General features: G+C 63.8%; 21 protein-coding genes and 1 tRNA gene. 5 read left to right on the forward strand and 17 right to left on the reverse strand.

Annotated features, from left to right (window positions below):
* Positions 1-109: 109 nt before the first annotated feature.
* The 4 genes from A4R29_RS27380 to rsfS all read right to left on the reverse strand — a co-directional run bounded on the left by A4R29_RS27380 (position 110) and on the right by rsfS (position 3,791).
* Positions 110-1,441, reverse strand: coding sequence for a S41 family peptidase (locus tag A4R29_RS27380; RefSeq protein WP_024502881.1), 1,332 nt, complete (start codon positions 1,439-1,441; stop codon positions 110-112).
* Entirely contained in the window at positions 1,442-2,779 is a 1,338-nt protein-coding gene (locus A4R29_RS27385; RefSeq protein ID WP_063173269.1) for a murein hydrolase activator EnvC family protein, read from the reverse strand.
* A 124-nt stretch (positions 2,780-2,903) separates the two neighbouring features.
* Positions 2,904-3,386 carry a 23S rRNA (pseudouridine(1915)-N(3))-methyltransferase RlmH gene (gene rlmH, locus A4R29_RS27390; RefSeq protein WP_013529074.1) on the reverse strand — a complete coding sequence of 161 codons (483 nt, stop codon included), beginning with the start codon at positions 3,384-3,386 and terminating at the stop codon, positions 2,904-2,906.
* Positions 3,387-3,413: 27 nt separating this feature from the next.
* A complete protein-coding gene (rsfS, locus tag A4R29_RS27395; protein WP_013529073.1) occupies positions 3,414-3,791 on the reverse strand; it encodes a ribosome silencing factor in 378 nt (125 codons plus the stop codon).
* A gap of 242 nt (positions 3,792-4,033) precedes the next feature.
* On the opposite strand from rsfS, the gene A4R29_RS27400 reads away from it, so the two are divergent.
* Positions 4,034-4,885, forward strand: a complete 852-nt coding sequence (locus tag A4R29_RS27400; protein ID WP_013529072.1) for a mechanosensitive ion channel family protein — start codon at positions 4,034-4,036, stop codon at positions 4,883-4,885.
* A gap of 9 nt (positions 4,886-4,894) precedes the next feature.
* Here A4R29_RS27400 and A4R29_RS27405 read toward each other — a convergent pair whose 3' ends face one another.
* The 5 genes from A4R29_RS27405 to obgE all read right to left on the reverse strand — a co-directional run bounded on the left by A4R29_RS27405 (position 4,895) and on the right by obgE (position 10,514).
* Positions 4,895-6,178: an MFS transporter gene (locus A4R29_RS27405; protein WP_063173270.1), complete on the reverse strand. Its 1,284-nt coding sequence runs from the start codon at positions 6,176-6,178 to the stop codon at positions 4,895-4,897.
* Between the two features lie 68 nt (positions 6,179-6,246).
* The gene (locus A4R29_RS27410; protein WP_013529070.1) at positions 6,247-6,834 is read right to left on the reverse strand and encodes a nicotinate-nucleotide adenylyltransferase; all 588 of its coding nucleotides are present in this window, start codon (positions 6,832-6,834) and stop codon (positions 6,247-6,249) included.
* 163 nt (positions 6,835-6,997) lie between these two features.
* Entirely contained in the window at positions 6,998-8,284 is a 1,287-nt protein-coding gene (locus tag A4R29_RS27415; protein WP_063173271.1) for a glutamate-5-semialdehyde dehydrogenase, read from the reverse strand.
* 3 nt (positions 8,285-8,287) lie between these two features.
* Positions 8,288-9,478, reverse strand: a complete 1,191-nt coding sequence (gene proB / locus A4R29_RS27420) for a glutamate 5-kinase (protein WP_063173272.1) — start codon at positions 9,476-9,478, stop codon at positions 8,288-8,290.
* 4 nt (positions 9,479-9,482) lie between these two features.
* Positions 9,483-10,514 (reverse strand): GTPase ObgE, encoded by a 1,032-nt coding sequence (gene obgE, locus A4R29_RS27425; RefSeq protein WP_013529067.1) that lies wholly within the window; start codon positions 10,512-10,514, stop codon positions 9,483-9,485.
* A gap of 134 nt (positions 10,515-10,648) precedes the next feature.
* Here obgE and A4R29_RS27430 point away from each other — a divergent pair, with 134 nt between their 5' ends.
* Positions 10,649-11,518, forward strand: a complete 870-nt coding sequence (locus tag A4R29_RS27430) for an endonuclease/exonuclease/phosphatase family protein (RefSeq protein ID WP_013529066.1) — start codon at positions 10,649-10,651, stop codon at positions 11,516-11,518.
* 7 nt (positions 11,519-11,525) lie between these two features.
* Here the strand turns inward: A4R29_RS27430 and A4R29_RS27435 are convergent, their stop codons facing one another.
* The 4 genes from A4R29_RS27435 to A4R29_RS27450 form a co-directional block, all read right to left on the reverse strand.
* Positions 11,526-12,056 (reverse strand): GNAT family N-acetyltransferase, encoded by a 531-nt coding sequence (locus tag A4R29_RS27435; protein ID WP_063173819.1) that lies wholly within the window; start codon positions 12,054-12,056, stop codon positions 11,526-11,528.
* Between the two features lie 21 nt (positions 12,057-12,077).
* Positions 12,078-12,665: a GNAT family N-acetyltransferase gene (locus tag A4R29_RS27440; protein ID WP_063173273.1), complete on the reverse strand. Its 588-nt coding sequence runs from the start codon at positions 12,663-12,665 to the stop codon at positions 12,078-12,080.
* Positions 12,666-12,785: 120 nt separating this feature from the next.
* Positions 12,786-13,055 (reverse strand): 50S ribosomal protein L27, encoded by a 270-nt coding sequence (gene rpmA, locus A4R29_RS27445; protein WP_013529063.1) that lies wholly within the window; start codon positions 13,053-13,055, stop codon positions 12,786-12,788.
* A gap of 97 nt (positions 13,056-13,152) precedes the next feature.
* A complete protein-coding gene (locus A4R29_RS27450) occupies positions 13,153-13,833 on the reverse strand; it encodes a 50S ribosomal protein L21 (protein ID WP_013529062.1) in 681 nt (226 codons plus the stop codon).
* A 404-nt stretch (positions 13,834-14,237) separates the two neighbouring features.
* Between A4R29_RS27450 and A4R29_RS27455 the strand changes: the two genes are divergently transcribed.
* Both A4R29_RS27455 and A4R29_RS27460 read left to right on the forward strand, forming a co-directional pair.
* Positions 14,238-14,327 (forward strand) — tRNA-Ser (locus A4R29_RS27455).
* 274 nt (positions 14,328-14,601) lie between these two features.
* Positions 14,602-14,883, forward strand: coding sequence for a hypothetical protein (locus A4R29_RS27460; RefSeq protein ID WP_063173274.1), 282 nt, complete (start codon positions 14,602-14,604; stop codon positions 14,881-14,883).
* 96 nt (positions 14,884-14,979) lie between these two features.
* Here A4R29_RS27460 and A4R29_RS27465 read toward each other — a convergent pair whose 3' ends face one another.
* Together A4R29_RS27465 and A4R29_RS27470 are read right to left on the reverse strand one after the other, a co-directional pair.
* Positions 14,980-15,579, reverse strand: coding sequence for an NADPH-dependent F420 reductase (locus A4R29_RS27465; RefSeq protein WP_063173275.1), 600 nt, complete (start codon positions 15,577-15,579; stop codon positions 14,980-14,982).
* A gap of 74 nt (positions 15,580-15,653) precedes the next feature.
* Positions 15,654-16,388 carry an SDR family NAD(P)-dependent oxidoreductase gene (locus tag A4R29_RS27470; protein WP_063173276.1) on the reverse strand — a complete coding sequence of 245 codons (735 nt, stop codon included), beginning with the start codon at positions 16,386-16,388 and terminating at the stop codon, positions 15,654-15,656.
* A gap of 277 nt (positions 16,389-16,665) precedes the next feature.
* On the opposite strand from A4R29_RS27470, the gene A4R29_RS27475 reads away from it, so the two are divergent.
* A complete protein-coding gene (locus A4R29_RS27475; protein ID WP_063173277.1) occupies positions 16,666-17,562 on the forward strand; it encodes a LysR family transcriptional regulator in 897 nt (298 codons plus the stop codon).
* 276 nt (positions 17,563-17,838) lie between these two features.
* Here A4R29_RS27475 and recQ read toward each other — a convergent pair whose 3' ends face one another.
* Positions 17,839-19,680, reverse strand: a complete 1,842-nt coding sequence (recQ, locus tag A4R29_RS27480; protein ID WP_063173278.1) for a DNA helicase RecQ — start codon at positions 19,678-19,680, stop codon at positions 17,839-17,841.
* Positions 19,680-20,342 carry a sulfotransferase family protein gene (locus tag A4R29_RS27485; protein ID WP_244506870.1) on the reverse strand — a complete coding sequence of 221 codons (663 nt, stop codon included), beginning with the start codon at positions 20,340-20,342 and terminating at the stop codon, positions 19,680-19,682. The genes recQ and A4R29_RS27485 overlap by 1 nt, the downstream gene beginning before the upstream one ends.
* Positions 20,343-20,601: the final 259 nt, after the last annotated feature.

Below are 20,601 nucleotides of genomic sequence, written 5' to 3' on the forward strand. Positions count from 1 at the left end.
GCCTCGCCCCCGAATCAAACTGCCGGAACCTTTCGGTCCCGGCAGCATCGCATTGCTTCCATCATGCTCAAACAGAAAGATGGAGCGGCGCGTGCGCCGCTCCAGATCCCTACTGGTTGAGAACCGCCTTTTGCGGATTGGGCGGGAAGGACGGATCGGTCTTCTGGCCACGCAGCAGCTGCTCGGCATAGATGAGCTGCAGATCGTCTTTCGGATCCGGCGGCACATAGGCCGCAGAGCCCGAACCCGTCGTGCTCTCGTCGGCGCCCTTGATATGGCCCTTGAGATCGGATTCGCCACGCGTCAGATCCCTGCCCTGCAGTTCCGGCGGCAGTGGCTGTTCGACCTTGATGTCGGGCGTGATGCCCTTGCCCTGGATCGACTTGCCGGACGGCGTGTAATAGAGCGCCGTCGTCAGCCTGAGCGCACCATTCTCGCCGAGCGGAATGATGGTCTGCACCGAACCCTTGCCGAAGGACTGCGTGCCGACCACCGTGACGCGGCGCAGGTCCTGCAGCGCGCCGGCGACGATTTCCGAGGCACTGGCCGAACCGCCATTGACCAGGACGATCATCGGCTTGCCGTTGATGTCGTCGACCTGCTTGGGCTTGGCGTCGAAGCGGGTGACGTCCTTGGGGTCGCGGCCGCGCGTCGAGACGATCTCGCCGCGGTTGAGGAAGGCATCGGACACGCTCACCGCCTGGTCGAGCAGGCCACCCGGATTGAGGCGGAGATCCAGAACGTAGCCCTTCAGCTTGTCGTCGGGAATCTGCTTCTTGATGGTGTCGATGGCGTTCTCGAGGTCGTCGTAGGTCTTTTCGGTGAAGGAGGTGATCTTCATGTAGCCGATGTCGTTCTCGACCCGGAACTTGACCGCCTTGACCTTGATGATGTCGCGCACGACCGTCAGTTCGATCGGCTTGTCGGCGCCCTGGCGCAGGATGGTCAGCTTGATCGGCGTGTTGACCAGGCCGCGCATCTTGTCGACCGCATCGTTGAGGGTCAGGCCGCGAACCTCTTCGCCGTCGATCTTGGCGATGTAGTCGCCGGCCAGCACGCCTGCCTTGGCGGCCGGCGTGTCGTCGATCGGCGTGATCACCTTGACCAGATCGTTCTCCATGGTGACTTCGATGCCGAGGCCGCCGAACTCGCCCTTGGTCTGGACGCGCATATCCTGCGCCTGCTCGGCATTCATGTAGGAGGAGTGCGGGTCAAGCGAAGCCAGCATGCCGTTGATGGCATTCTCGACCAGCGACTTGTCGTCGGGCGGCGTCACATACTGTGCCCGCACGCGCTCGAAGATATCGCCGAAGATCGCCAGTTGCTTGTAGGTCTCCGACCCTGCAGCGTTCGCCGCCGAGCCGGGTGCGCCATAGACCAGGCTCATGGCGGACGCGCCCATCAGCGCACCGGCAAACAGAAGCGACAGTTTCCGCATTATTCACGTCCTTCCAGAAAAACGGTCCGCCCACCATGGGGCCGGATCGACGGGTTTTCCATCCTTGCGGAACTCGACATAGAGTTCCGGCGTGGCATTTCCATTCTTCGAAACCGAGGTGCTCGCCACCCGGGCCTCTCCCATCGCACCGATCGGCTCTCCTGCAAGCACTGATTGACCGGTCGCGACGCTGATTCTGCTCATCCCCGCCAAAACGACATGATAGCCGTCGCCTGCGTTCAGGATCAAGAGTTGACCATAAGAGCGAAACGGCCCCGCATAAAGCACATTTCCATCCGCCGGCGCGGTAACGATGGCTCCCGATTGTGTCGCAACCATGTCGCCTAGCATCACCGCGCCGTTACCGTCGTCGGCGCCGAAACGCCGCTTGATGCGGCCGGTCACCGGCAGTGCGATCTGTCCCTGCAGCGCCGAAAAGGGCACCGCGGCGGCAAGTTGGTTGCTTTCCGGAACGGGCAGCGACGCCAGTTCCGCCGGCGCGGATGTCTTGTCGCCATCCGCCGTCTTCTGCTCAGCGGCCTTGGCGGCATCGGCGGCCTTGCGGCTCTTGTCGGCCTGCGCTTCGAGCGAGGCGATCAACTCTTTCAGGCTGCCGGCCTTGGCCGCCAGCGCTTCGGATCGCTGCTTTTCCGCGGCCATTTGCGTTTGCGTGTCGGCTTCGAGCTTCTGCTTGGCCTCCAGCAGCATGCCGAGCCGCTTCTTTTCCGCCGTCTGGTCGCCGACCGCCGCCGTCAGCCGCGCCCGTTCGGCCTCGATCGACGCCGTAATCCTGGTCTGTTCCTTGAGATCGGCAAGCAGGCTATCGGTCTGCTGGCGCAGTTCCGGCACCACCGCGCCGAGCAGGATGGCGCTGCGCACCGACGACAGCGCGTCCTCGGGCTTGACCAGGATCGCCGGCGGCGGGTTGAGGCCCATGCGCTGCAGCGCGCCCAGCACTTCGGCCAGAACGTCGCGCCGCGCCATCAGCGAGGCGCGGATCTTCTGTTCCTGGCCCTTCAACCCTTCCAGCCTGGCGCCGATGTCCTCGATGTCCTGGCCGAGCTTCTGCTCGGTCATCGCCGACTGGATCAATGCGGCGGTGATCGAGGCGTGATCCTTCTTGATCGTCGCGATGTCGGCGGAGAGCTTGGCCAATCGTTCCGACGACAGCGAGATCTCCTTCGAGACCCGTTCGTATTCGGCCCGGCTCTGGTCCGGATCGGGAGCCATGTCGAGCGTGTTTTCCGCCCGCCCCACATGCAGCGACAGCACAAGCACCGCCGCCGCGATGCCGCAGCGCGCGCGCCATGAGCCCGTTCTTGATTTTCTGTCTTCAGACATTGAAGCCCGACTCTATGCGTGGCTTCGTTAACGAACAATCAACCATGTTCGAAACCGCCCACTCGATGCAATGTTACGTTGGCATTGGGGCGGAAATCCGGGTGTGTCGCACCAATTCACCGGCTTACGAGCGATGGTAGGGATGTCCCGAAAGGATGGTGGCCACACGATAAAGCTGCTCTCCCAGCATCACGCGCACCAGTTGATGCGGCCATGTCAGCAATCCGAACGACATCACCAGTTCGGCCTGGTCGCGCAGCGACTGATCGTGGCCGTCGGCGCCGCCGATGGCGATGATCAGCGCCTTGCGGCCACCGTCACGCAACAGGCCGAGGCGCCCGGCGAAATCTTCCGAGGAAAAGCTTTTGCCGCGTTCGTCGAGCAGGATCAGGGCGGTGCCGGGCTGCAACTGCGTCTGCAGTTTCTGGCCTTCCTCACGCCGGCGCTCGTTGGCAGTCTGGCCGCGCCCCTCGGCTATTTCGGCAATGCCGCCAAATTCCAGCCCCACCGCCGGGCCGCTCTTGGCGAAGCGCTCGAAATAGCGGTCGGCCAGCAGCTTCTCGGGGCCGGCTTTCATCCGGCCCACGGCATGAACTGATATCTTCATCCTTGCCTTGTAAGCCGCGCGAACGACTTAGTGGAGCGTTTCTTCCTCGAGGTCCGGCGCCTGCCACATCTTTTCGAGATTGTAGAATTCGCGGACTTCGGGGCGGAAGACATGGACGATGATGTCGCCAGAATCGATCAGGACCCAGTCGGCGCCGGACAGCCCCTCGACGCGCGCGGTGCCGAGACCGGCATCCTTGATCGCTTTGAGAAGATGATCGGCGACAGCCGCGACATGACGGTGCGATCGGCCCGAAGCGACGACCATATAGTCGCCGAGGCTCGATTTCCCCTGGATGTCGATGGAGACAATATTTTCGGCCTTGGAGTCTTCCAGACTGGCAAGGACTGTCTTGATGGCGCGGGACACGGCGTCGTCTACGCTGATCCTGGCCGGCGAAGGCATGATATCGGCCTTCTTCCGCAGTGCTGTTCTCAGTGTATTTCCTTTCGCAGCAAGAACAACCAAATCACCCCTTGAAGCAGGTGACACCACTTAGATAGGCAGAGTTCCCTGACAGTTTCAAGACGGGACCCTGCCTCGCACGAACGTATTGTCGCTCCTGTGGTTCCGCCGCACACCGGAAAAGATCGGAACCCTCGCCGTCGGCATGGGTTATCGGCTCACCGACCAACCGGATTTCCCCCATGCCGATCGACCCGCAAAACGCCTTCCTCAGCGTCCAGGCTGGCCTCGCCCAACTGAGCACGCTGATTGTTTCCTACTCCTTCTCGGCCATCGGTGCCGTTATCCTCTTGATTGTCGGCTATATCGTCGCCGGCCTTGCCGAACGTTCGATCTTCGCCGGTCTCGGCCATATCCATGGTTTCGACGCGACGTTGCGGCATTTCTTCTCCAAGATCGTCCGCTATGCCATCCTGATCCTCGTCACCATCATGGTGCTCGGCCAGTTCGGCGTGCAGACGGCCTCGATCATTGCCGCGATCGGTGCCATTGGCCTCGCCATCGGCCTGGCGTTGCAAGGCACGCTGCAGAACATCGCGGCCGGCATCATGCTTCTGGCACTGCGGCCGTTTCGCATCGGCGAGTCCGTCGAGGTCGGTTCGATTGCCGGTACGATCGAGGAGATCGGCCTGTTCGCAACCAAGCTCAGGACGGCCGACGGGGTCTACATATTGGCGCCCAACTCGACGCTGTGGAACCAGCCGGTGCGCAACTTTTCGCGCAATGGCGTGCGCCGTAGCGACATCACACTCAGCATCGGCTCCTGGAACGACATCGACAGGGCCCAAAAGACCTTGCTTGCCATTGCCGCCGCCGAACGGCGGGTCAAGCGTGAGCCGGCACCGATCGCTTTCGTCGCGACATTGGGCGACAGCACTGTTTCGATTGCCTTGCGCTACTGGACATCGTCGGCCGACTTCTTCGCCACCCAGACCGATCTCACCAAGCGCGCCAAACAGGAATTCGATAGCGAAGGCATATCGATCCCGCTGCCGCCACCGGAAGCCCCGTCGCCGGAAGCCCGTCGACAATAGTCGGGTGGCTCAGTGCCGGCCCTCATCGTCCGGTGCGAAGGCGAGTTCGACCGGCAACGGCGCCTGCGCCGTCATCGGTGCGAAACTGCCGGTTTCGCCGACCGGGACCGCACGCGTCGTGAACACACGCAAAAGCACGAACAGGCAGAAGGCTGCGGCGATGAGAACAGCCACATAGATGAAAGCCTGCGTCCCGAAGACGGTCGACAGCGCCGTCACGATGCCGGGCACGACGAAGCCCGACAACGACCAGGCAAACAAAAGCGAACTGGACAGCGCCACCATGTCGTCCTTGCCGGCGCGGTCGGCGGCGTGCGCACTGGCCAGCGAATAGATCGATTCCGAAGCGCCGTCCCACACGATGTAGATCACAACCAACGCGGCCAGCGCGCCGCCATCGAACCCGAGTGCAAACAGGCCGGCGACCATGGCGAGCGCGGATGCGGCGATCAGCACATAGCGGCGGTCGGTTCGGTCGGAAATCCAGCCAAGCGGGATCTGCAGGATCAGCGTGCCGAGAGGCATCGCCGAAAGCAGCAGCGCCACGTCGGCCTGGCTGTAGCCCTTGGCCGTGGCGTGGATCGGTGCGAAGCCAGCAATCGACATCGACAGGCCGCCGACGGCAAGCATGCCGGCGACGCCGACCGGTGAAACCCGCCAGGCACGGCGCAGCGCCACCGAGGCCGCCTGCGGCGCCGGCGGCTGGGCAAGTTTGGTCATCCCGACAGGGAGGATCGACAGCGCGGTGAAGACGATGCCGATCAGCGGCGCATCCGCTGTCCTGATATCGACCAGCGCTAGCGTCGCGTAGCCGACGCCGAGCCCGGCGACATAGGCAACGTAGAAGAAAGCCATCACCCGGCCGCGGATGGCGTTGGCAACCGCATCGTTCAGCCAGCTCTGCGCGACGATGAACAGGCCACAGATGGCAAAGCCGTAGAGCGCGCGGGCGGCTATCCACAGCAGCGGAAGGACCCCGGCGCCGACAGCGGCGTTGGCCAGCGCGATCAGCGCCGACAGCACCATGAAGGCGCGGGCATGGCCGACCCTTCGCACCAGCGGTCCGGTCAAGATGCAGCCGGCGAGCCCGCCGGCCGAAAGCCCGGTGATGATCAGCCCGGCCCAGGTCGGATCGAAACCTTCTGCGCCAAGCCGGACCGGGATGTAGGCAAACATCAGCCCGTTGCCGACGGCAATCAGCGCCATCGACACGATGACGCTGGCAATCGCGATCAGCGGCGTGGGCTCGGCGCCCTGCTCGGCTTCGCTGCGGTTTTTCCTGGGAATCGACATGCCTGCTCAGGATTGCCCATGAAACGGGCAAAGGAAGCGATAAAAGCGACATGGCCGGGCGGCCGGGCTCACCCCTTCGCCAGCTTGCGGATCGCGCTCGATGACAGCGACGAGCGCGGGCCGTGAATGAAGGTCCAGGCCGGCGCCTTCATGCGGGCAAGCCGCGGCGCATCGCCCTCGTCGATGCGGGCATAGTCGAAGGTCTTGGCGACGACCGAGGACAGGAACGACAGCGTCGCGCCCGGGCGATCGATGACGGCGATCGGGAAGGTCATGACGATCTCGCGCCAGCGCTGCCAGCGATGGAAATCGCGTAGACTGTCGGCACCCATGATCCAGACGAAATCGACACCAGGGTTGCGCGCCTTGACCAGCGCCAGCGTATCGGCGGTGTAGCGGACGTGATGGGCGGCTTCGAAAGCGGTGACCTTGATCTTCGGGTTCTTGGCGATCTGTTCCGACAGCTGCAGCCGTTCGCCCAGCGGCGCCAACTCCCTGGTGTTCTTCAGCGGATTGCCCGGCGTCACCATCCACCACAACTGGTCGAGCGCCAGGCGTCTGAGCGCGATCTCGGCGACCAGCGCATGGCCGGCATGCGGCGGATTGAACGAACCGCCGAACAGGCCAACGGCAAGGCCTTTCTCGGCGTGCGGCATTTTGAAATAGTGGGAGGGGATAGCCTCCTTACCCTCCCCCTTGTGGGGAGGGTCGATCCGCGAAGCGGAGCGGGGTGGGGGTATCGCGGAATTCAGCGTCGTCCCCCCACCCGGCTCGCTATGCTCGCCACCCTCCCCACAAGGGGAAGGGTAAGACCAGCGCTCAAGGTCTCACCTGTCCCGAGCCGCGCACACGGTATTTGAACGACGTCAGCTGTTCGACGCCCACCGGTCCGCGCGCATGCATCTTGCCGGTGGCGATGCCGATCTCGGCGCCCATGCCGAATTCGCCGCCGTCGGCGAACTGCGTCGATGCGTTGTGCAGCAGGATCGCCGAATCGATCTCGTTGAAAAACCGCTCGACGGCTTGCGCATCCTCGGCGACGATCGCCTCGGTGTGATGCGAGGAAAACGTCTCGATATGCTCGATCGCACCACCGATACCGTCGACCAGTTTTACCGCGATGATGGCATCGAGATATTCTGTCACCCAGTCGGCATCGGTGACCGGCTTGGCGTCGAAAAACACTTTCAGCACCTCGGCATCGGCATGGATTTCGCAGCCGGCCGCGCGCAGCGCGTCGAGGATCGGCACCAGATGCGTGGAGGCAACCGGCCGGTCCACGAGCAGCGTCTCGGCGGCACCGCAGACGCCGGTGCGCCGCATCTTGGCGTTGACGGCGATCCGCACCGCCATTTCGAGATCGGCCGAACGGTCGATGTAGAGATGGCAGATGCCTTCGAGATGCGCGAAGACCGGGACCCGCGCCTCGGCCTGCACCCGTCCGACCAGGCTTTTGCCGCCGCGCGGGATAATGACGTCGAGGTTGCCGCCCAACCCCTTCAGCATCTCGCCGACGGCGGCGCGGTCGGTGGTCGGCACCAGCTGGATGGCATCCTCCGGCAGGCCCGCTTGTTTCAGCCCTTCGACCAGGCAGGCGTGGATGGCGGCGGAAGAATTGAGCGAATCCGAACCGCCGCGCAGGATCACCGGATTGCCGGCCTTGAGGCACAGCGCGCCAGCATCGGCGGTGACGTTCGGGCGGCTCTCATAGATGACGCCGACGACGCCGAGCGGCGTGCGCACGCGCTCGATATGCAAACCGTTCGGCCGGTCCCACTGCGCGATCACGTCGCCAACCGGATCCCGCAGCGCGGCGATTTCGCGGATGCCGTCGGCCATGGCGCGGATGCGCGCCGGATCGAGCTTCAGCCGGTCCATGAAGGAGGTGGAAAGCCCGGATTCATGACCATTCGAAACATCGATGGCATTGGCGTCGAGAATGTCCTGCTCACGGGCCACGATCGCCTCGGCCATGGCCAGCAGTGCGGCGTTCTTGGCGGCGGTCGTGGCAATGGCCAGCGGCCGGGCGGCAGCGCGGGCGCGCCGGCCGATATCGGCCATCAGCGCGACAGTGTCATCCCCGGATTTTTCATGCAGTTTCAGCATGGCTCATCCTCCGTTTACATCGCCACCAACCGTGACTTGGTCACCGGCCCCTTTTTGGTCGCCGGCCCGTACTTGGTCACCCGAATGGCTCACCACAAGGTCGTCGCGGTGGATCATCGCCGAACGCGCCTCGTAGCCGAGCACGGTTTCGATCTCGGCCGTCTTCAGGCCCGCGATCCTTACGGCATCGGCGGCATCATAGGCAACCAGCCCGCGCGCGATCTCGCGGCCCTCGGGCGACAGGATCGCCACCGTGTCGCCGCGCGAGAAATTGCCGCTGACCAGCTTGACGCCGGCCGGCAGCAACGATTTGCCCGACAGCAGCGCGCCGATGGCGCCGGCATCGACCGTAAGCCGGCCGGCCGGCTCGAGCTGGCCGGCGATCCAGGTTTTGTAGCCCTTCACCGGGTTGCTGCTCGGCCGAAAGAAAGTAGCGCGCTCGCCGCGTTCGATCGCCATCAGCGGCGACAGCCGAGTGCCCGACGTGATGATCATCGCGGTGCCGGCAGCGGTCGCGATCTTGCCGGCATCGAGCTTCGTGCGCATGCCGCCGCGCGACAGCTCGGAAGCGGCCGCACCCGCCATCGCCTCGATATCAGGCGTGATGCGGTCGACCACCGGAATGAATTTGGCGTTGGGGTCGCGCGCCGGCGGCGCGGTGTAGAGCCCGTCGATGTCGGAAAGCAGCACCAAAAGATCGGCGCCCATCATGGTGGCGACGCGGGCCGCCAGCCGGTCATTGTCGCCGTAGCGGATTTCGGAAGTCGCCACCGTGTCGTTCTCGTTGATGACCGGCACTGCCTTCATCTTCAAGAGTGTCGAGATCGTCGCCCGCGCGTTGAGATAGCGGCGGCGCTCCTCGGTGTCGCCGAGCGTCAGCAGGATCTGGCCCGATTTCAGGCTGCCCTTGCCGAGCGCGTCCGACCAGGCGCCGGCCAGCGCGATCTGTCCCACGGCTGCCGCCGCCTGGCTCTCCTCCAGTTTCAGGGCTCGCTTGCCGAGGCCAACGATAGTGCGGCCAAGCGCGATGGCGCCGGACGAGACGACGAGGATTTCAGCGCCGCCCTGGGCCAGCCCGGCAATGTCGTCGGCGAGCGAAGCCAGCCAGTCGCGCTTCAGGCCCGTCGCGCGGTCGACGAGCAGCGCCGAGCCGATCTTGACGGTGATGCGCCGATATTTTCTCAGCGACTGCATGACCCTATTTGTCCCAGCGCGTCTCGACCGGCGCCGCGATCTGCGCGCGCGCCTCAGCAATCACCGCCATCAGCGCCCGCTGCACCGCCTCGACGCCCTCGCCGGTGACCGCCGACAACAGCATCGGCGCGCGGCCGGCAGCGCGTTTCAGCGAGGCGACCTTCTTCTTGCGCGCATCGGCGTCGAGCGTGTCGACCTGGGAAAGCGCCAGGATCTCGACCTTGTCGGTGAGGCCATGGCCATAAGCGTCGAGCTCGGCTCGCACGGTCTTGTAGGCCTTGCCCGGATTTTCCTCCTGCGCCGAAACCAGATGCAGCAGCACACGCGTGCGCTCGACGTGGCCAAGGAAGCGATCGCCGATGCCGACGCCCTCATGCGCGCCTTCGATGAGGCCCGGAATGTCGGCGATGACGAATTCGCGCGCGTCGATGCGGGCAACGCCGAGGCCGGGATGCAGCGTCGTGAACGGATAGTCGGCGATCTTCGGCTTGGCTGCGGTGACCGCCGCCAGGAATGTCGACTTGCCGGCATTGGGCAGCCCGACCAGCCCGGCATCGGCGATCAGCTTCAGCCGCAGCCAGATGTTGAGCTCTTGCCCCGGCAGGCCGGGATTCGCGCGGCGCGGCGCCTGGTTCGTCGAGGTCTTGAAATGCTGGTTGCCGAAACCGCCATTGCCGCCCTTGGCCAGCAGAAAGCGCTGTCCGACCACGGTCAGGTCGCAGATCAGCGTCTCGTTGTCTTCTTCGAACACCTGCGTTCCGGCAGGCACTTTCAGCGTGACGTCGGCGCCCTTGGCGCCGGTCATGTTGCGGCCCATGCCGTGGACGCCGGTCTTGGCCTTGAAATGCTGCTGATAGCGGTAGTCGATCAGCGTGTTCAGCCCGTCGACCGCCTCCAGCCAGACATCGCCGCCGCGGCCGCCGTCGCCGCCATCCGGCCCGCCGAACTCGATGAATTTTTCGCGCCGGAACGACACCGAACCGGCGCCGCCGTCACCGGAGCGGATGTATACCTTGGCTTGATCGAGAAATTTCATGAGATTGTACAGTTTCTACTAGTGGCTTTGCGGCATTGCTCTAAACCTTGGCCCTTGCTCTAAACCAAGGCGCGGCGAAGGGCGAGGCCGTTTTGTGACAATGGCCATGTGGGGTTGGCCGGAGAGCCGTCGGAATGAAGCTTGTAACCTACAACATCCAGTACGGCATCGGCCTCGACGGGCAGTACGATGTCGGGCGCATCGCCGATGCCGTGCGCGGCGCCGACGTGATCGCTTTGCAGGAGGTGACCCGCAACAATCCTCGGAATGGCGGCCGCGACATGGTCGCCGAGATCGGCGAGGCGCTGCCCGACTATTTCGCCGTCTATGGCAGCAATTTCGAGGCCAATATCGGTTCGCACATCGACAACGGCCGTGCCGTGACGAAAACCTTCCAGCTCGGCAACATGGTGCTGTCTAGGACGCCCATTCATCTGTCGCGCAACCTGCTTTTGCCGCGCAGCCGCAGCTTCGAGATGATGAACTTCCAGCGCGGCGCGCTGGAAGCGCTGATCGAGACGCCGCTTGGTTTCATCCGCTTCTATTCCATCCATCTCGATCACCGCAGCCCCCTCGAACGCGCCAGCCAGATCCAGTTCCTGCGCCAACGCATGCTGAACTATGCGCTCGAAGGCGGAGCACTGTCCGGCGTCGCCGAGATCGGCCTGCCGGAACTGCCGCATCCCGAAGCCTTTGTCGGCATGGGCGATTTCAACATGCTGGCCGGCTCACCCGAATATGTCGAACTCGCCGGCCGGCCGGACCATGAATTCGGCATGCCGCTGACCGCCGACTTCGCCGTCGATGCCGCCTTGCGGCTGAACGCCACCGGCGACGATCTCATCAGTTGGGTCGATCCCAAGCAACCCACCGATCCCAGCCGGCACAAGCGCATCGATTATATCTTCACCAGCGCTTCGCTTGCCAGATCCCTGCAGCGTCTATGGGTCGACCGAAAGGCAGTCGGCTCGGACCATCTGCCGGTGTGGGTCGAGCTGGGCTGATGGCCATTCATCTGGCGGCGTTTTCGCGTTCGACGATCGCCATCATGATCGTATCGCGGTATTCCCCGTCGACATGGACGGCATCGCTCTGCACGCCCTCCCTGACAAACCCGACCTTGTCGTAGAGAGAGATGGCGCGAGCATTGTCGGAATGCACGGAGAGTTCGATGCGGACGAAACCGGCCCTGCGCGCTTGCGCCAAGGTTGCATTGATGAGCCGCAGTCCAAGCCCTCGCCCCCGATAGGGAGGAACAATCCCCATCCCGAGGGAGCCGCGATGGGCATGGATGAGCCGATCATGGCGTGAGATGTCGCACCAGCCGACGACCTCGCCACGAACAACGGCCACGAACCCCGGATCGCCTCTCCCGATACGGTCCATTGCGAAACTTCTGACTTGATCCAGCGGTGGCGCCTCAAGGAAGGACAAGTACTTTCGCTCACGCGCTACGACATCGAGCGCGCGATGAAAGCTTTCGATATCCCCAGGCGTCATCGGGGTGATCGCGGCCGTTTCAATATCGCTGCTGTCGACCATTGGCTTGACCGCCGTCATCCATCAGAAATGCACCCAGTTCCGCAGGCTGGTCCAGGTCTTGCGATCGAGCCGGTAGCGCTCGACGGGAACCTGGCCGGCGACGATCGAGTTCAGCATGCCCTGGCCGGCATACTGGAACCCGCATTTGTGGATGACGCGGCGCGAGGCCGGATTGATGACCCGCGTCGAGGCATGCAGGACCTGGATCGACGTCCTCTGGAAGGCGAGATCGACCAGCGCGTGCGCTGCTTCCGTCGCATAGCCCTTCTTCCAGTGCGGCTCGCCGATCCAGTAACCGAGCTCCAGCCCGCGATCGGTGGTGTTGAGGCCGGCGCAACCGACGAAGGTGTCGGTGCCGGCCAGCGTCAGGGCATAAGCAATGCCGGCCCGGCGCGATTTGGTCATGGCCAGGAAAGAGCGCGCCTCGGCCTCGCCATAGGGGTGCGGCATGCGTGCCAGCATTTCGGCGACATGGCGGTTGTCGGCAAGCTCGACCAGCTGCGCGATATCGCCCTCGTGGGGCGCCCGCATCACCAGTCGCTCGGTGACCAGCACCGGGCAATCTATCGCGTAACTTTCGTCTTCTGAGTCTTCCGCTTCGGCAACCATTTGAAAGTCCTCCAGGCACAAGAAAAAGGGGAGATGGAAACCCATCTCCCCTGATCCTTTTCCTGGCTTTGCCAGACACCGGTTCCCGAGATGGGCGCCGGTGTTCTAGTGCGGAACCGGCTACTCCGCGGCTTTGGCAATCGGGTTGACCGATACGTAGGTTCGGCCGTTGGCTTTTTTGTTGAACGTCACGGCGCCGGTCTCGAGCGCAAAAAGCGTATGGTCCGTGCCCATGCCGACATTGACGCCGGGATGCCACGTGGTGCCGCGTTGACGAATGATGATGTTGCCCGGGATGACGGCTTCGCCGCCGAACTTCTTCACGCCCAGACGCTTGGAATGCGAGTCGCGACCGTTGCGCGACGAGCCGCCAGCTTTCTTGTGTGCCATCTAACTAACTCCGTTGCGCCGCAAGGCGCCTAAAAGGCCTTATGAACGCGTTCGCGTTCCGTTTCAAGTCCGATCCGGCGACCTGGTCGCCAGAAAATTACTTCGCCGCCAATTCCTTGGCCTGCTCGCGCCAGTCCTTGATCTGGTCGGCGCTGAAGGGCATGTGCTCGTCGATCTTGGCGACATCCTTGTCGGTCAGCTTGGCGAGCTGCGCGAAGGTGATGATGCCCTGCTCGTTGAGATCCTTGGCCGCGACCGGGCCGATGCCCTTGATCACGGTCAGATCGTCCGGCTCACCCTTGGGCGCCTTGAACAGCGGCGCTGCCGCGGTCTCGGCTGCCTTTGTCTCGGCTGCCTTGGCCTTGGGCTCCTTCTTCGGCGCGGCTTCCGCCTGCACCTCGGTGGCGGCCTCGGCCTTCACCTTCTTCGGCGCCTTGACCGCTGCCGTCTTCGTCGGCTTGGCGCCACCCAGCAGGATCTCGGAAATCCGCACGGTGGTCAAAAGCTGGCGATGGCCGATCTTGCGGCGCGAATTCTGCCGGCGGCGCTTCTTGAAGGCGATGACGGTGCGGTTCTTGCCCTGCTCGACGACTTCGGCGGTGACCACCGCGCCGTCGACGAACGGCGCGCCGAACGTGACATTCTCGCCTTCGCCATGTGCGAGGACGTGGCCGATCTCGACCATATCGCCGACAGCGGCTTCGAGTTTTTCGATCTTCAGGAGATCGTTGGCGGCAACGCGATACTGCTTGCCACCCGTTTTAATGACTGCGAACATTTTTTGCCTTTCGCTGTTCGGTCGGCCTTGATGAGCCGCCTCTGGCGGTTCAGCCGTCTTTTTGTCAGTCTGCGGGTTCAAAAAACAAGCGGCGCGGAAGAACCCTCCACGCCGATTGCGCGCTGTCCCTAACCGAAGGTTGAGTGCGAGTCAAGGCAAACAGCTGTTGTCGGGACTGTTGTTGGCGGCCGAAGGATCGAGCGTGTCAGCACGACTGCACGACGTAACCGTCGTCGAGGCAAGCACGCGTGACTGGTTACCAACCTACCCAGGCCTCGCCGCCGCTGAACCGTCGCGAATCCGCTGCTTGCCCGGCAAGCCAAATAACTGACGGATTGGCCTTGTAACCTGCCCGTTCAGCCGTTATCTAGTGCGCCGCGCCGGCAACGGCCGACCATGACCGCGGAGAGGTGGCAGAGTGGTCGAATGCACCGCACTCGAAATGCGGCATGGGTGCAAGCCCATCGGGGGTTCGAATCCCTCCCTCTCCGCCATTCAATCCCGAGAAAACCGGACATTTCCTGGGCCGCCTGCCGCATATCGCGCAGCCAATAGGACAAAGCCGCCCAAGCCGGGACACTCTGGCCTTCGCGGAGGCCGTAAAGCTTCGGCGATGGGCAGGCCCATTCGGCATCTCCGCACATCGCTTCTGTCCGCAAGCGCAGCCATGCCGCTGTGAATTTACCAGCCGCTTTAGCCCAAATGGGGAAGAGGCCCGGCCCACGATCTCGTAACGGTTGGTTCGCCCAACCCAGTTAGGAGACCACGATGCGCAAAGCCTCTCTCGCCATCGCAGCTTTCTTCAGCCTTGCCACTGTTGCATCGGCATGCGTGTCGATGGACGGCAACGTCGTCGTGAACAACTGCAATTATCGCGTCATGGGAAATTACAAAGGCTCGGATGGCAGTTGGGGTGGCTTCGGACCCATCCGCGCGGGCGGCCGTGAGGCAATTTCCAAAAGGCGCGATGCCGGCTGGGACATCAGCTATTGCAACTACGATTCCTGGGTGGCAGGCACATGTCGGCCGAAGGATCCCAGGCAGATGTAAGCCGCTTTCAAGCACGTCCCTTCGCGCGCTTGGCTCGTTGCCGACGATGTGGCCGGCATCGAACGCCTGCCACTCTGTCGGCGCACGATAAATCCGTTACTGCTCCTTCTTGAACAGGTCCTGGAAGATCAGCTGGCCCCAAGTGCGGCCGCGTGCGTGCACCAGCGTGCCGCCCTCGTTGAGCTTCCCCAGCTTGACCGGTGCGAACCCGAGTTGTTTGGCCAAGGCCGCCACGGGAGCGATCGCGTCCTCGTCGTCGCTCGACAGAAAGACGACCCGGTGCCCGCCCTCGACGATCGGATCGGCAGCCAGGGTGGCCGCAATCAGGTGATTGAAGCCTTTGACGAGCTTGGCGCCGGCGAACGCCTTCGCGACGAAGGCGGAGGACGGCAGACCGTCCAGCTCTTCGGGGACTGGAAACACGTTCGTCGCGTCGATGATCGTCTTGCCTTCCCAGCTTGGCAGCGCCTTCGCGACATCCGGGTGCGATTCAAAGCGGACAGCCAAAAAGATGATGTCCGCCTTGACGGCGTCCGCCAGTGTTTTCGGGATGATCGTGGGTCCGATCGCGGCCGCGTCGGATGCAAAGCTTTCCGGGTCGCGCGTGGTTGCCACGGACACTTCGAGGCCCTTGCGGGCAAATGCCTTGGCAAGAGCCTGGCCGATCTTGCCGAAGCCGATAATTGCGTACCTCATGTATACTCTCCTTCAGTTTACCAGGCCCTGCGGGCTCGGGATATCGAATGGAATGAACGGCGGGGCGTAGCGGGTCAGATTTGCGCCAAGCCCCCGTCGACGGCGACCTCGCTGGCAGTCATGAAGCTGCTGTCGGGCGACGCGAGAAACGCAGCCGCCGCCCCGATCTCCGCTGGATCGGCCATACGCTGAAGCGGATTCATCGAGGCGAAGACCTTCAAGCCCTCCTCGCCTATCGCTGCCTTCGCGAGTTCGGTCGCCGTCGGCCCGGGCGACAGCACGTTTACCCGGATGCCGGTGCCTTTCAAGTCTTCCGCCCAGGTCCGCGCGAGGTTGCGCACGGCCGCCTTGCTCGCGCTATAGACGCTGAATGCGGGCGCGCCCGTGGTGCCGGCGCTCGATCCGGTCAGGATAATCGAACCGCCCTCGCCCATCAGCGGCAGCGCCTTCTGGACCGTGAAGATCGTACCCTTCAGATTGGTGTTGAAGGTCTCGTCAATGTGCCCGGCGGTGAGCTTGCCGAGCGGAAGCAGGCTTCCCACCCCGGCGTTGGCGAAGATGATGTCGAGGGTTCCGCACTCGGCCTTCACCGCCGCGTAGAGCCGATCGAGGTCGGCCTCATCCGAGACCGAGCCCTTCACCGCGCGGGCATTGGGCCCGAGCTCGGCCACAGCGGCGTCTAGCGCTTCCTGCCGGCGGCCGAAGATGAAGACAAAGGCGCCCTCCTCGATGAAGCGCTTTGCAGCGGCGAGGCCGATGCCGGTGGCACCACCCGTTATAACCGCAACCTTACCATCCAGTTTTCCCATGACTTAATCCTTCCAGGCTCTGTCCTTGGTCGTTCGGGGACGCCCCGAGAACCTCTAGATGGGCCCGCCGGGGTCGCGCGGTGAGTGCGGAAGCGCGCACATCGGTGGTGCAGAATCGATCCGCTTTCAGGATTGACGCCAGTCCGCGACGATCCGTGTCCGCCGTTCGGAATAGCGTCGCCCTTGTCGACACAAGCCACAATATCCCGCCCCTACTGCTGTAGGATGTGTTAGATACGGGCTTTGGAAGGCGCACCGCGCGGTGCCGGATTGCACCATGATCGACTGGGATGACGTTCGCTACTTTCTAGCCGTCGCACGCGGAGGCTCGGTGCGGGCTGCCGGCGCGCAGCTCGGGGTGAATCACTCGACCGTGCTGCGACGCATCGCACAGCTTGAGGAACGCCTCGGGGCGCAAATGTTCGAAAAGCTGCCTTCGGGCTACCGCCTGACCGCTGCGGGCGAGGAGGTCCTCGAGCTCGCGAACCATATGGAAGCGTCGTCGCACCAGCTGGAGACGCGCGTCTTCGGGCGCGACCAGAGCGTACGCGGACTTCTGCGGGTGACGCTGGCACCGCCCCTCGCGACGCACCTGCTCATGCCGGACTTCGCCGATTTCGCGCACCTGCATCCAGACATCGAGATGGAAATCCTGTCGTCCGGCGAGCTGGCAAATCTGACCAACCGAGAGGCCGACGTGGCGATCCGCGTCGTCTACGACCGCAAAACCCTGCCGCTCAATCTTCACGGCCTGAAGGGAGCGGAGGTGTTTGGCGGCGTCTACATGTCCCGCGACCGCCTGGCCGCGTGGCGTGCGGGCGCACCTGATCCCATCCGGTGGATCGTCATAAGCGTTCATGGAATTCCAGAGTGGGCCAGCGCGGGTGAGGTTGGCACCACGGGAGTTCCATTCAGGATCACGGACGCCGAGGCGCAGATCGTTGCCGTACGGCAAGGTCTCGGGATCACGACACTGCCGTGCTTCGTCGGAGATGCCGACCCCCTGCTGGTGAGGGTGCCGGGCACCGACCTGCACCTGTACGGAACGCTCTGGCTTCTCACACATGGGGAGACACGCAAGACGAAGCGCGTGCGGCTCTTCACTGAGTTCGTATCCCGCAGGCTCGCCGCCTACGCTCCGCTTCTCGCGGGACTGTCCACATCGCGCGACTGACGCCCGGCGGGTCGCCCGCGACGCTTGCAGTGGATAGGTGCCTGCAAGCGGACAGCGGAATCTATTGCGGTTGCAAATGCTCGGCCATGAAGTCGATGCACGCCTCAGTCTCGGCCTGATCTGTCGACCGGCCGGCCAGAAAACGTTGAACTAATCGGTCCCTGGGGGGCATGGGCGGTGGAGGAATGGGCGGCGGCGGCACAGGAGGTTTCGGAACGGATGCCTTCTCCGAAGATCCCTCTGCTTCACGGCGCGTGACCAGTCGCTGATCTGACCTCAGGCCGCCTCACCCGACCGGTGCTCGGCAATCGCACTCAGAAAAACCTGGCCGAATTCCTTGAGCTTTGCCGCCCCAACCCCATTCACTTCGGCGAAGGCGTCGAGGTCGTGCGGGCGGCGCTCGGCCATGTCGATCAGCGTGCGATCGGAGAACACCACATAGGCCGGCACCTGGCGCTCCTTGGCGAGCCGCAGGCGCAAGGATTTGAGCGCGGCCAGTAGCCCGGTGTCCACAGCCGACTGCCCGAGATCCTGCCAGGAGCGCATCTTGCCGCGCAAGGCGCGGCTGCGCACCTCGACGCGATAATGGAACGGCATCTCGCCACGGCCAAGCGCATGGCCTTTTTCGGCGATGGCGAGGCCGCCATGGCCGGCCGGATCCGGCATCAGGAACCCGCCGGCGACGAGTTGCCGGATCAGCGATAGCCAGAAATCCTTCTTGTGCGCCAGACCACTGCCGAAACTCGTGAGCCTCTGGTGGTTCCTGGCAAGCACCTTCTCGGTTTCATGGCCGAGCAGGATGTCGATGACATGACCGACACCGAAACGCTCACCGCTCTGGGCGATCGCCGTCAGGATGATCCGAGCCTCGGCTCCGCCATCGGCGCGCGGTGCCTGGTCGAGGCAGGTGTCGCAATTGCCGCAAGGCTGCGCTTCCTCGCCGAAATAGCCGAGCAGCACCTGGCGGCGGCACTGCGCCGTCTCGCAATAGCCTATCAGCGTGTCGAGCCGGCCATGCGAGCGCCTCTTGTGCTCGGGCGGCGCATCCTCGTCGTCGATGAACATCCTGCGCATGCGGATATCGCCCAGGCCGAACAGCATATGCGCCTCGGCGTCCCGCCCATCGCGGCCGGCGCGGCCTATCTCCTGGTAGTAGGCCTCCAGGCTGCCCGGCATGTCGGTGTGGAAGACATAGGCGACGTCAGGCTTGTCGATGCCCATGCCGAAGGCGATGGTCGCCACCATGACGACGCCGGACAAGGTCATGAAGCTGTTCTGGTTGGCGTCACGCGCCTCCTTGCTCATGCCGGCATGATAGGCGAGCGCGGTGACGCCGTTCTTCTCGAGGAAGGCCGCCATCTCCTCCGTCTTCTTGCGCGACAGGCAATAGACGATGCCGCTGCGGCCGGGATGGCGCTCGACGAAGCGCAGCAATTGCCGCTTGCTGTCCTGCTTGGCCTCGATGGCAAGCTTGATGTTCGGCCTGTCGAAGCCCAGCACCAGGGTCTCGACGCGCTCGGCAAACAGCCGGGATTCGATGTCGGTGCGCGTGCCTTCGTCCGCCGTTGCCGTCAGCGCGATGATCGGCACGCTGGGAAAGATGCCGCGCAGACGCGACAGGTCCTCGTATTCGCGCCGGAATGCCGGCCCCCATTGAGAAATGCAATGCGCCTCGTCGACGGCGATCAGGCTGATATCGAGCCTGGCCAGCGCCTCGAGCATGCGCTCGGTCATCAACCGCTCCGGCGCGAGATAGAGCAGGCGCGTCTGGCCCGAGGCGACGCGACGCCATGCGGCGATATTGGCATCGCGGTCGATCGAGGAATTGATCGTATCGGCGGCCACGCCGGCAAGCCGCAAGGCGGCGACCTGATCCTGCATCAGCGCCACCAGCGGCGAGACGACAATGGTGAGCCCGCCCAGGACAAGCGCCGGCACCTGGTAGCAAAGCGATTTGCCCGCACCAGTCGGCATCACAGCCAGCACATGACGCCCGGCCAGCAGCGCGTCCATGACATCGGCCTGCCCGGGGCGAAAATCATCGAAGCCGAACACGTCCTTCAGCACGCGCCGCTTGGGATCCAGCTCTTCTGTCGCGAGGGCCGCCGGTGCCTGCATCACCGCGCGTCCACGGTCGGCGTGCTTATTGGCATGTCATAGTCGAACTCGGCGCAGAAACGTTGGACGCGGGCGAGAAATGCCGGGGGCAGGCCGCCGAGATAGGTCCTGAATTCTTCATTCCGTTCCCATTTTCTCAACGAAGCCACCCGGATCGGATTGTCCGGGTCCTCGCTGAAACGAATGCGCGGTGTCAGTCCGAATGACTGCGCGATTCTGTCCTGCTGCGCATCGGGCGCGCCGATCATGTCTTCGTAGCGGACGAAAAGGATCTGCCGGTGCGGTTGTGCCTTCTTCAGCCGGATCAGCGCGTCGTATTCGGTCAGCCAGCGTTGCGGCGTGACGTGGAACCGACGCTGGTTGCGTGTTTGCGGATGCGAACTTGTCAGCGTGTCGAATGGATGGCGCACGCAATAGATCAAGCCGATGGAGGTCGGTAGCTTCGCCAGATGCGCAAAACCGCGCGCATCGCGCTTGACGACGAGGTTCGATTCCGGCCGGTCCAGCATGTCCAGCATTGCGTATCGCGCTTCGGGCGGATGGACGAAAATGTCCTCGAAACACCTCATCAGCCGCTGTGTCAGCGTCGTCCCGCTGCGTGCGCAGCCCGAAATGAAAATTCTGTTGGCGGGCGTCGCGCGTGCATATGTGCGTCTTTGCATGCGCTGTCTCAGAGACAGCGGCACGAACCGCAGAAACTCCCGCACAACCCTTCGCGCAGCCGCTCCAAACGCAGCCTCAAGCCTGTGAGCGCCCTTCATCCGCAATTCCGCTGGGCCGCGCGGCGCGGAACGCGCCGCTTGGGGTCCATGGCCAAGATGCTCGTCGCCGACATCAGCATCAGGCGGACACCGGGCTGGAATTTCGTAGACTGGAGAGGATGTGGAAACCGGTCAAGACGACTCTCTGGCGTGACGCTTT

It is taken from the genome of Mesorhizobium ciceri biovar biserrulae, assembly GCF_001618845.1.
Classification (GTDB): Bacteria; Pseudomonadota; Alphaproteobacteria; order Rhizobiales; family Rhizobiaceae; genus Mesorhizobium; species Mesorhizobium ciceri.

What these genes read in the sequence shown, in the direction of transcription:
- rpmA (WP_013529063.1), bottom strand. Translation starts at nt 13,055, where the DNA reads ATGGCACACAAGAAAGCTGGCGGCTCGTCGCGCAACGGTCGCGACTCG.
- A4R29_RS27475 (WP_063173277.1), top strand. Translation starts at nt 16,666, where the DNA reads ATGATCGACTGGGATGACGTTCGCTACTTTCTAGCCGTCGCACGCGGA.
- A4R29_RS27440 (WP_063173273.1), bottom strand. Translation starts at nt 12,665, where the DNA reads ATGGTTGCCGAAGCGGAAGACTCAGAAGACGAAAGTTACGCGATAGAT.
- A4R29_RS27430 (WP_013529066.1), top strand. Translation starts at nt 10,649, where the DNA reads ATGAAGCTTGTAACCTACAACATCCAGTACGGCATCGGCCTCGACGGG.
- A4R29_RS27415 (WP_063173271.1), bottom strand. Translation starts at nt 8,284, where the DNA reads ATGCTGAAACTGCATGAAAAATCCGGGGATGACACTGTCGCGCTGATG.
- A4R29_RS27450 (WP_013529062.1), bottom strand. Translation starts at nt 13,833, where the DNA reads ATGTTCGCAGTCATTAAAACGGGTGGCAAGCAGTATCGCGTTGCCGCC.
- A4R29_RS27465 (WP_063173275.1), bottom strand. Translation starts at nt 15,579, where the DNA reads ATGAGGTACGCAATTATCGGCTTCGGCAAGATCGGCCAGGCTCTTGCC.
- A4R29_RS27385 (WP_063173269.1), bottom strand. Translation starts at nt 2,779, where the DNA reads ATGTCTGAAGACAGAAAATCAAGAACGGGCTCATGGCGCGCGCGCTGC.
- A4R29_RS27405 (WP_063173270.1), bottom strand. Translation starts at nt 6,178, where the DNA reads ATGTCGATTCCCAGGAAAAACCGCAGCGAAGCCGAGCAGGGCGCCGAG.
- A4R29_RS27410 (WP_013529070.1), bottom strand. Translation starts at nt 6,834, where the DNA reads ATGCCGCACGCCGAGAAAGGCCTTGCCGTTGGCCTGTTCGGCGGTTCG.
- obgE (WP_013529067.1), bottom strand. Translation starts at nt 10,514, where the DNA reads ATGAAATTTCTCGATCAAGCCAAGGTATACATCCGCTCCGGTGACGGC.
- A4R29_RS27470 (WP_063173276.1), bottom strand. Translation starts at nt 16,388, where the DNA reads ATGGGAAAACTGGATGGTAAGGTTGCGGTTATAACGGGTGGTGCCACC.
- A4R29_RS27435 (WP_063173819.1), bottom strand. Translation starts at nt 12,056, where the DNA reads ATGGTCGACAGCAGCGATATTGAAACGGCCGCGATCACCCCGATGACG.
- A4R29_RS27460 (WP_063173274.1), top strand. Translation starts at nt 14,602, where the DNA reads ATGCGCAAAGCCTCTCTCGCCATCGCAGCTTTCTTCAGCCTTGCCACT.
- rsfS (WP_013529073.1), bottom strand. Translation starts at nt 3,791, where the DNA reads ATGCCTTCGCCGGCCAGGATCAGCGTAGACGACGCCGTGTCCCGCGCC.
- A4R29_RS27485 (WP_244506870.1), bottom strand. Translation starts at nt 20,342, where the DNA reads ATGCAAAGACGCACATATGCACGCGCGACGCCCGCCAACAGAATTTTC.
- recQ (WP_063173278.1), bottom strand. Translation starts at nt 19,680, where the DNA reads ATGCAGGCACCGGCGGCCCTCGCGACAGAAGAGCTGGATCCCAAGCGG.
- proB (WP_063173272.1), bottom strand. Translation starts at nt 9,478, where the DNA reads ATGCAGTCGCTGAGAAAATATCGGCGCATCACCGTCAAGATCGGCTCG.
- A4R29_RS27400 (WP_013529072.1), top strand. Translation starts at nt 4,034, where the DNA reads ATGCCGATCGACCCGCAAAACGCCTTCCTCAGCGTCCAGGCTGGCCTC.
- rlmH (WP_013529074.1), bottom strand. Translation starts at nt 3,386, where the DNA reads ATGAAGATATCAGTTCATGCCGTGGGCCGGATGAAAGCCGGCCCCGAG.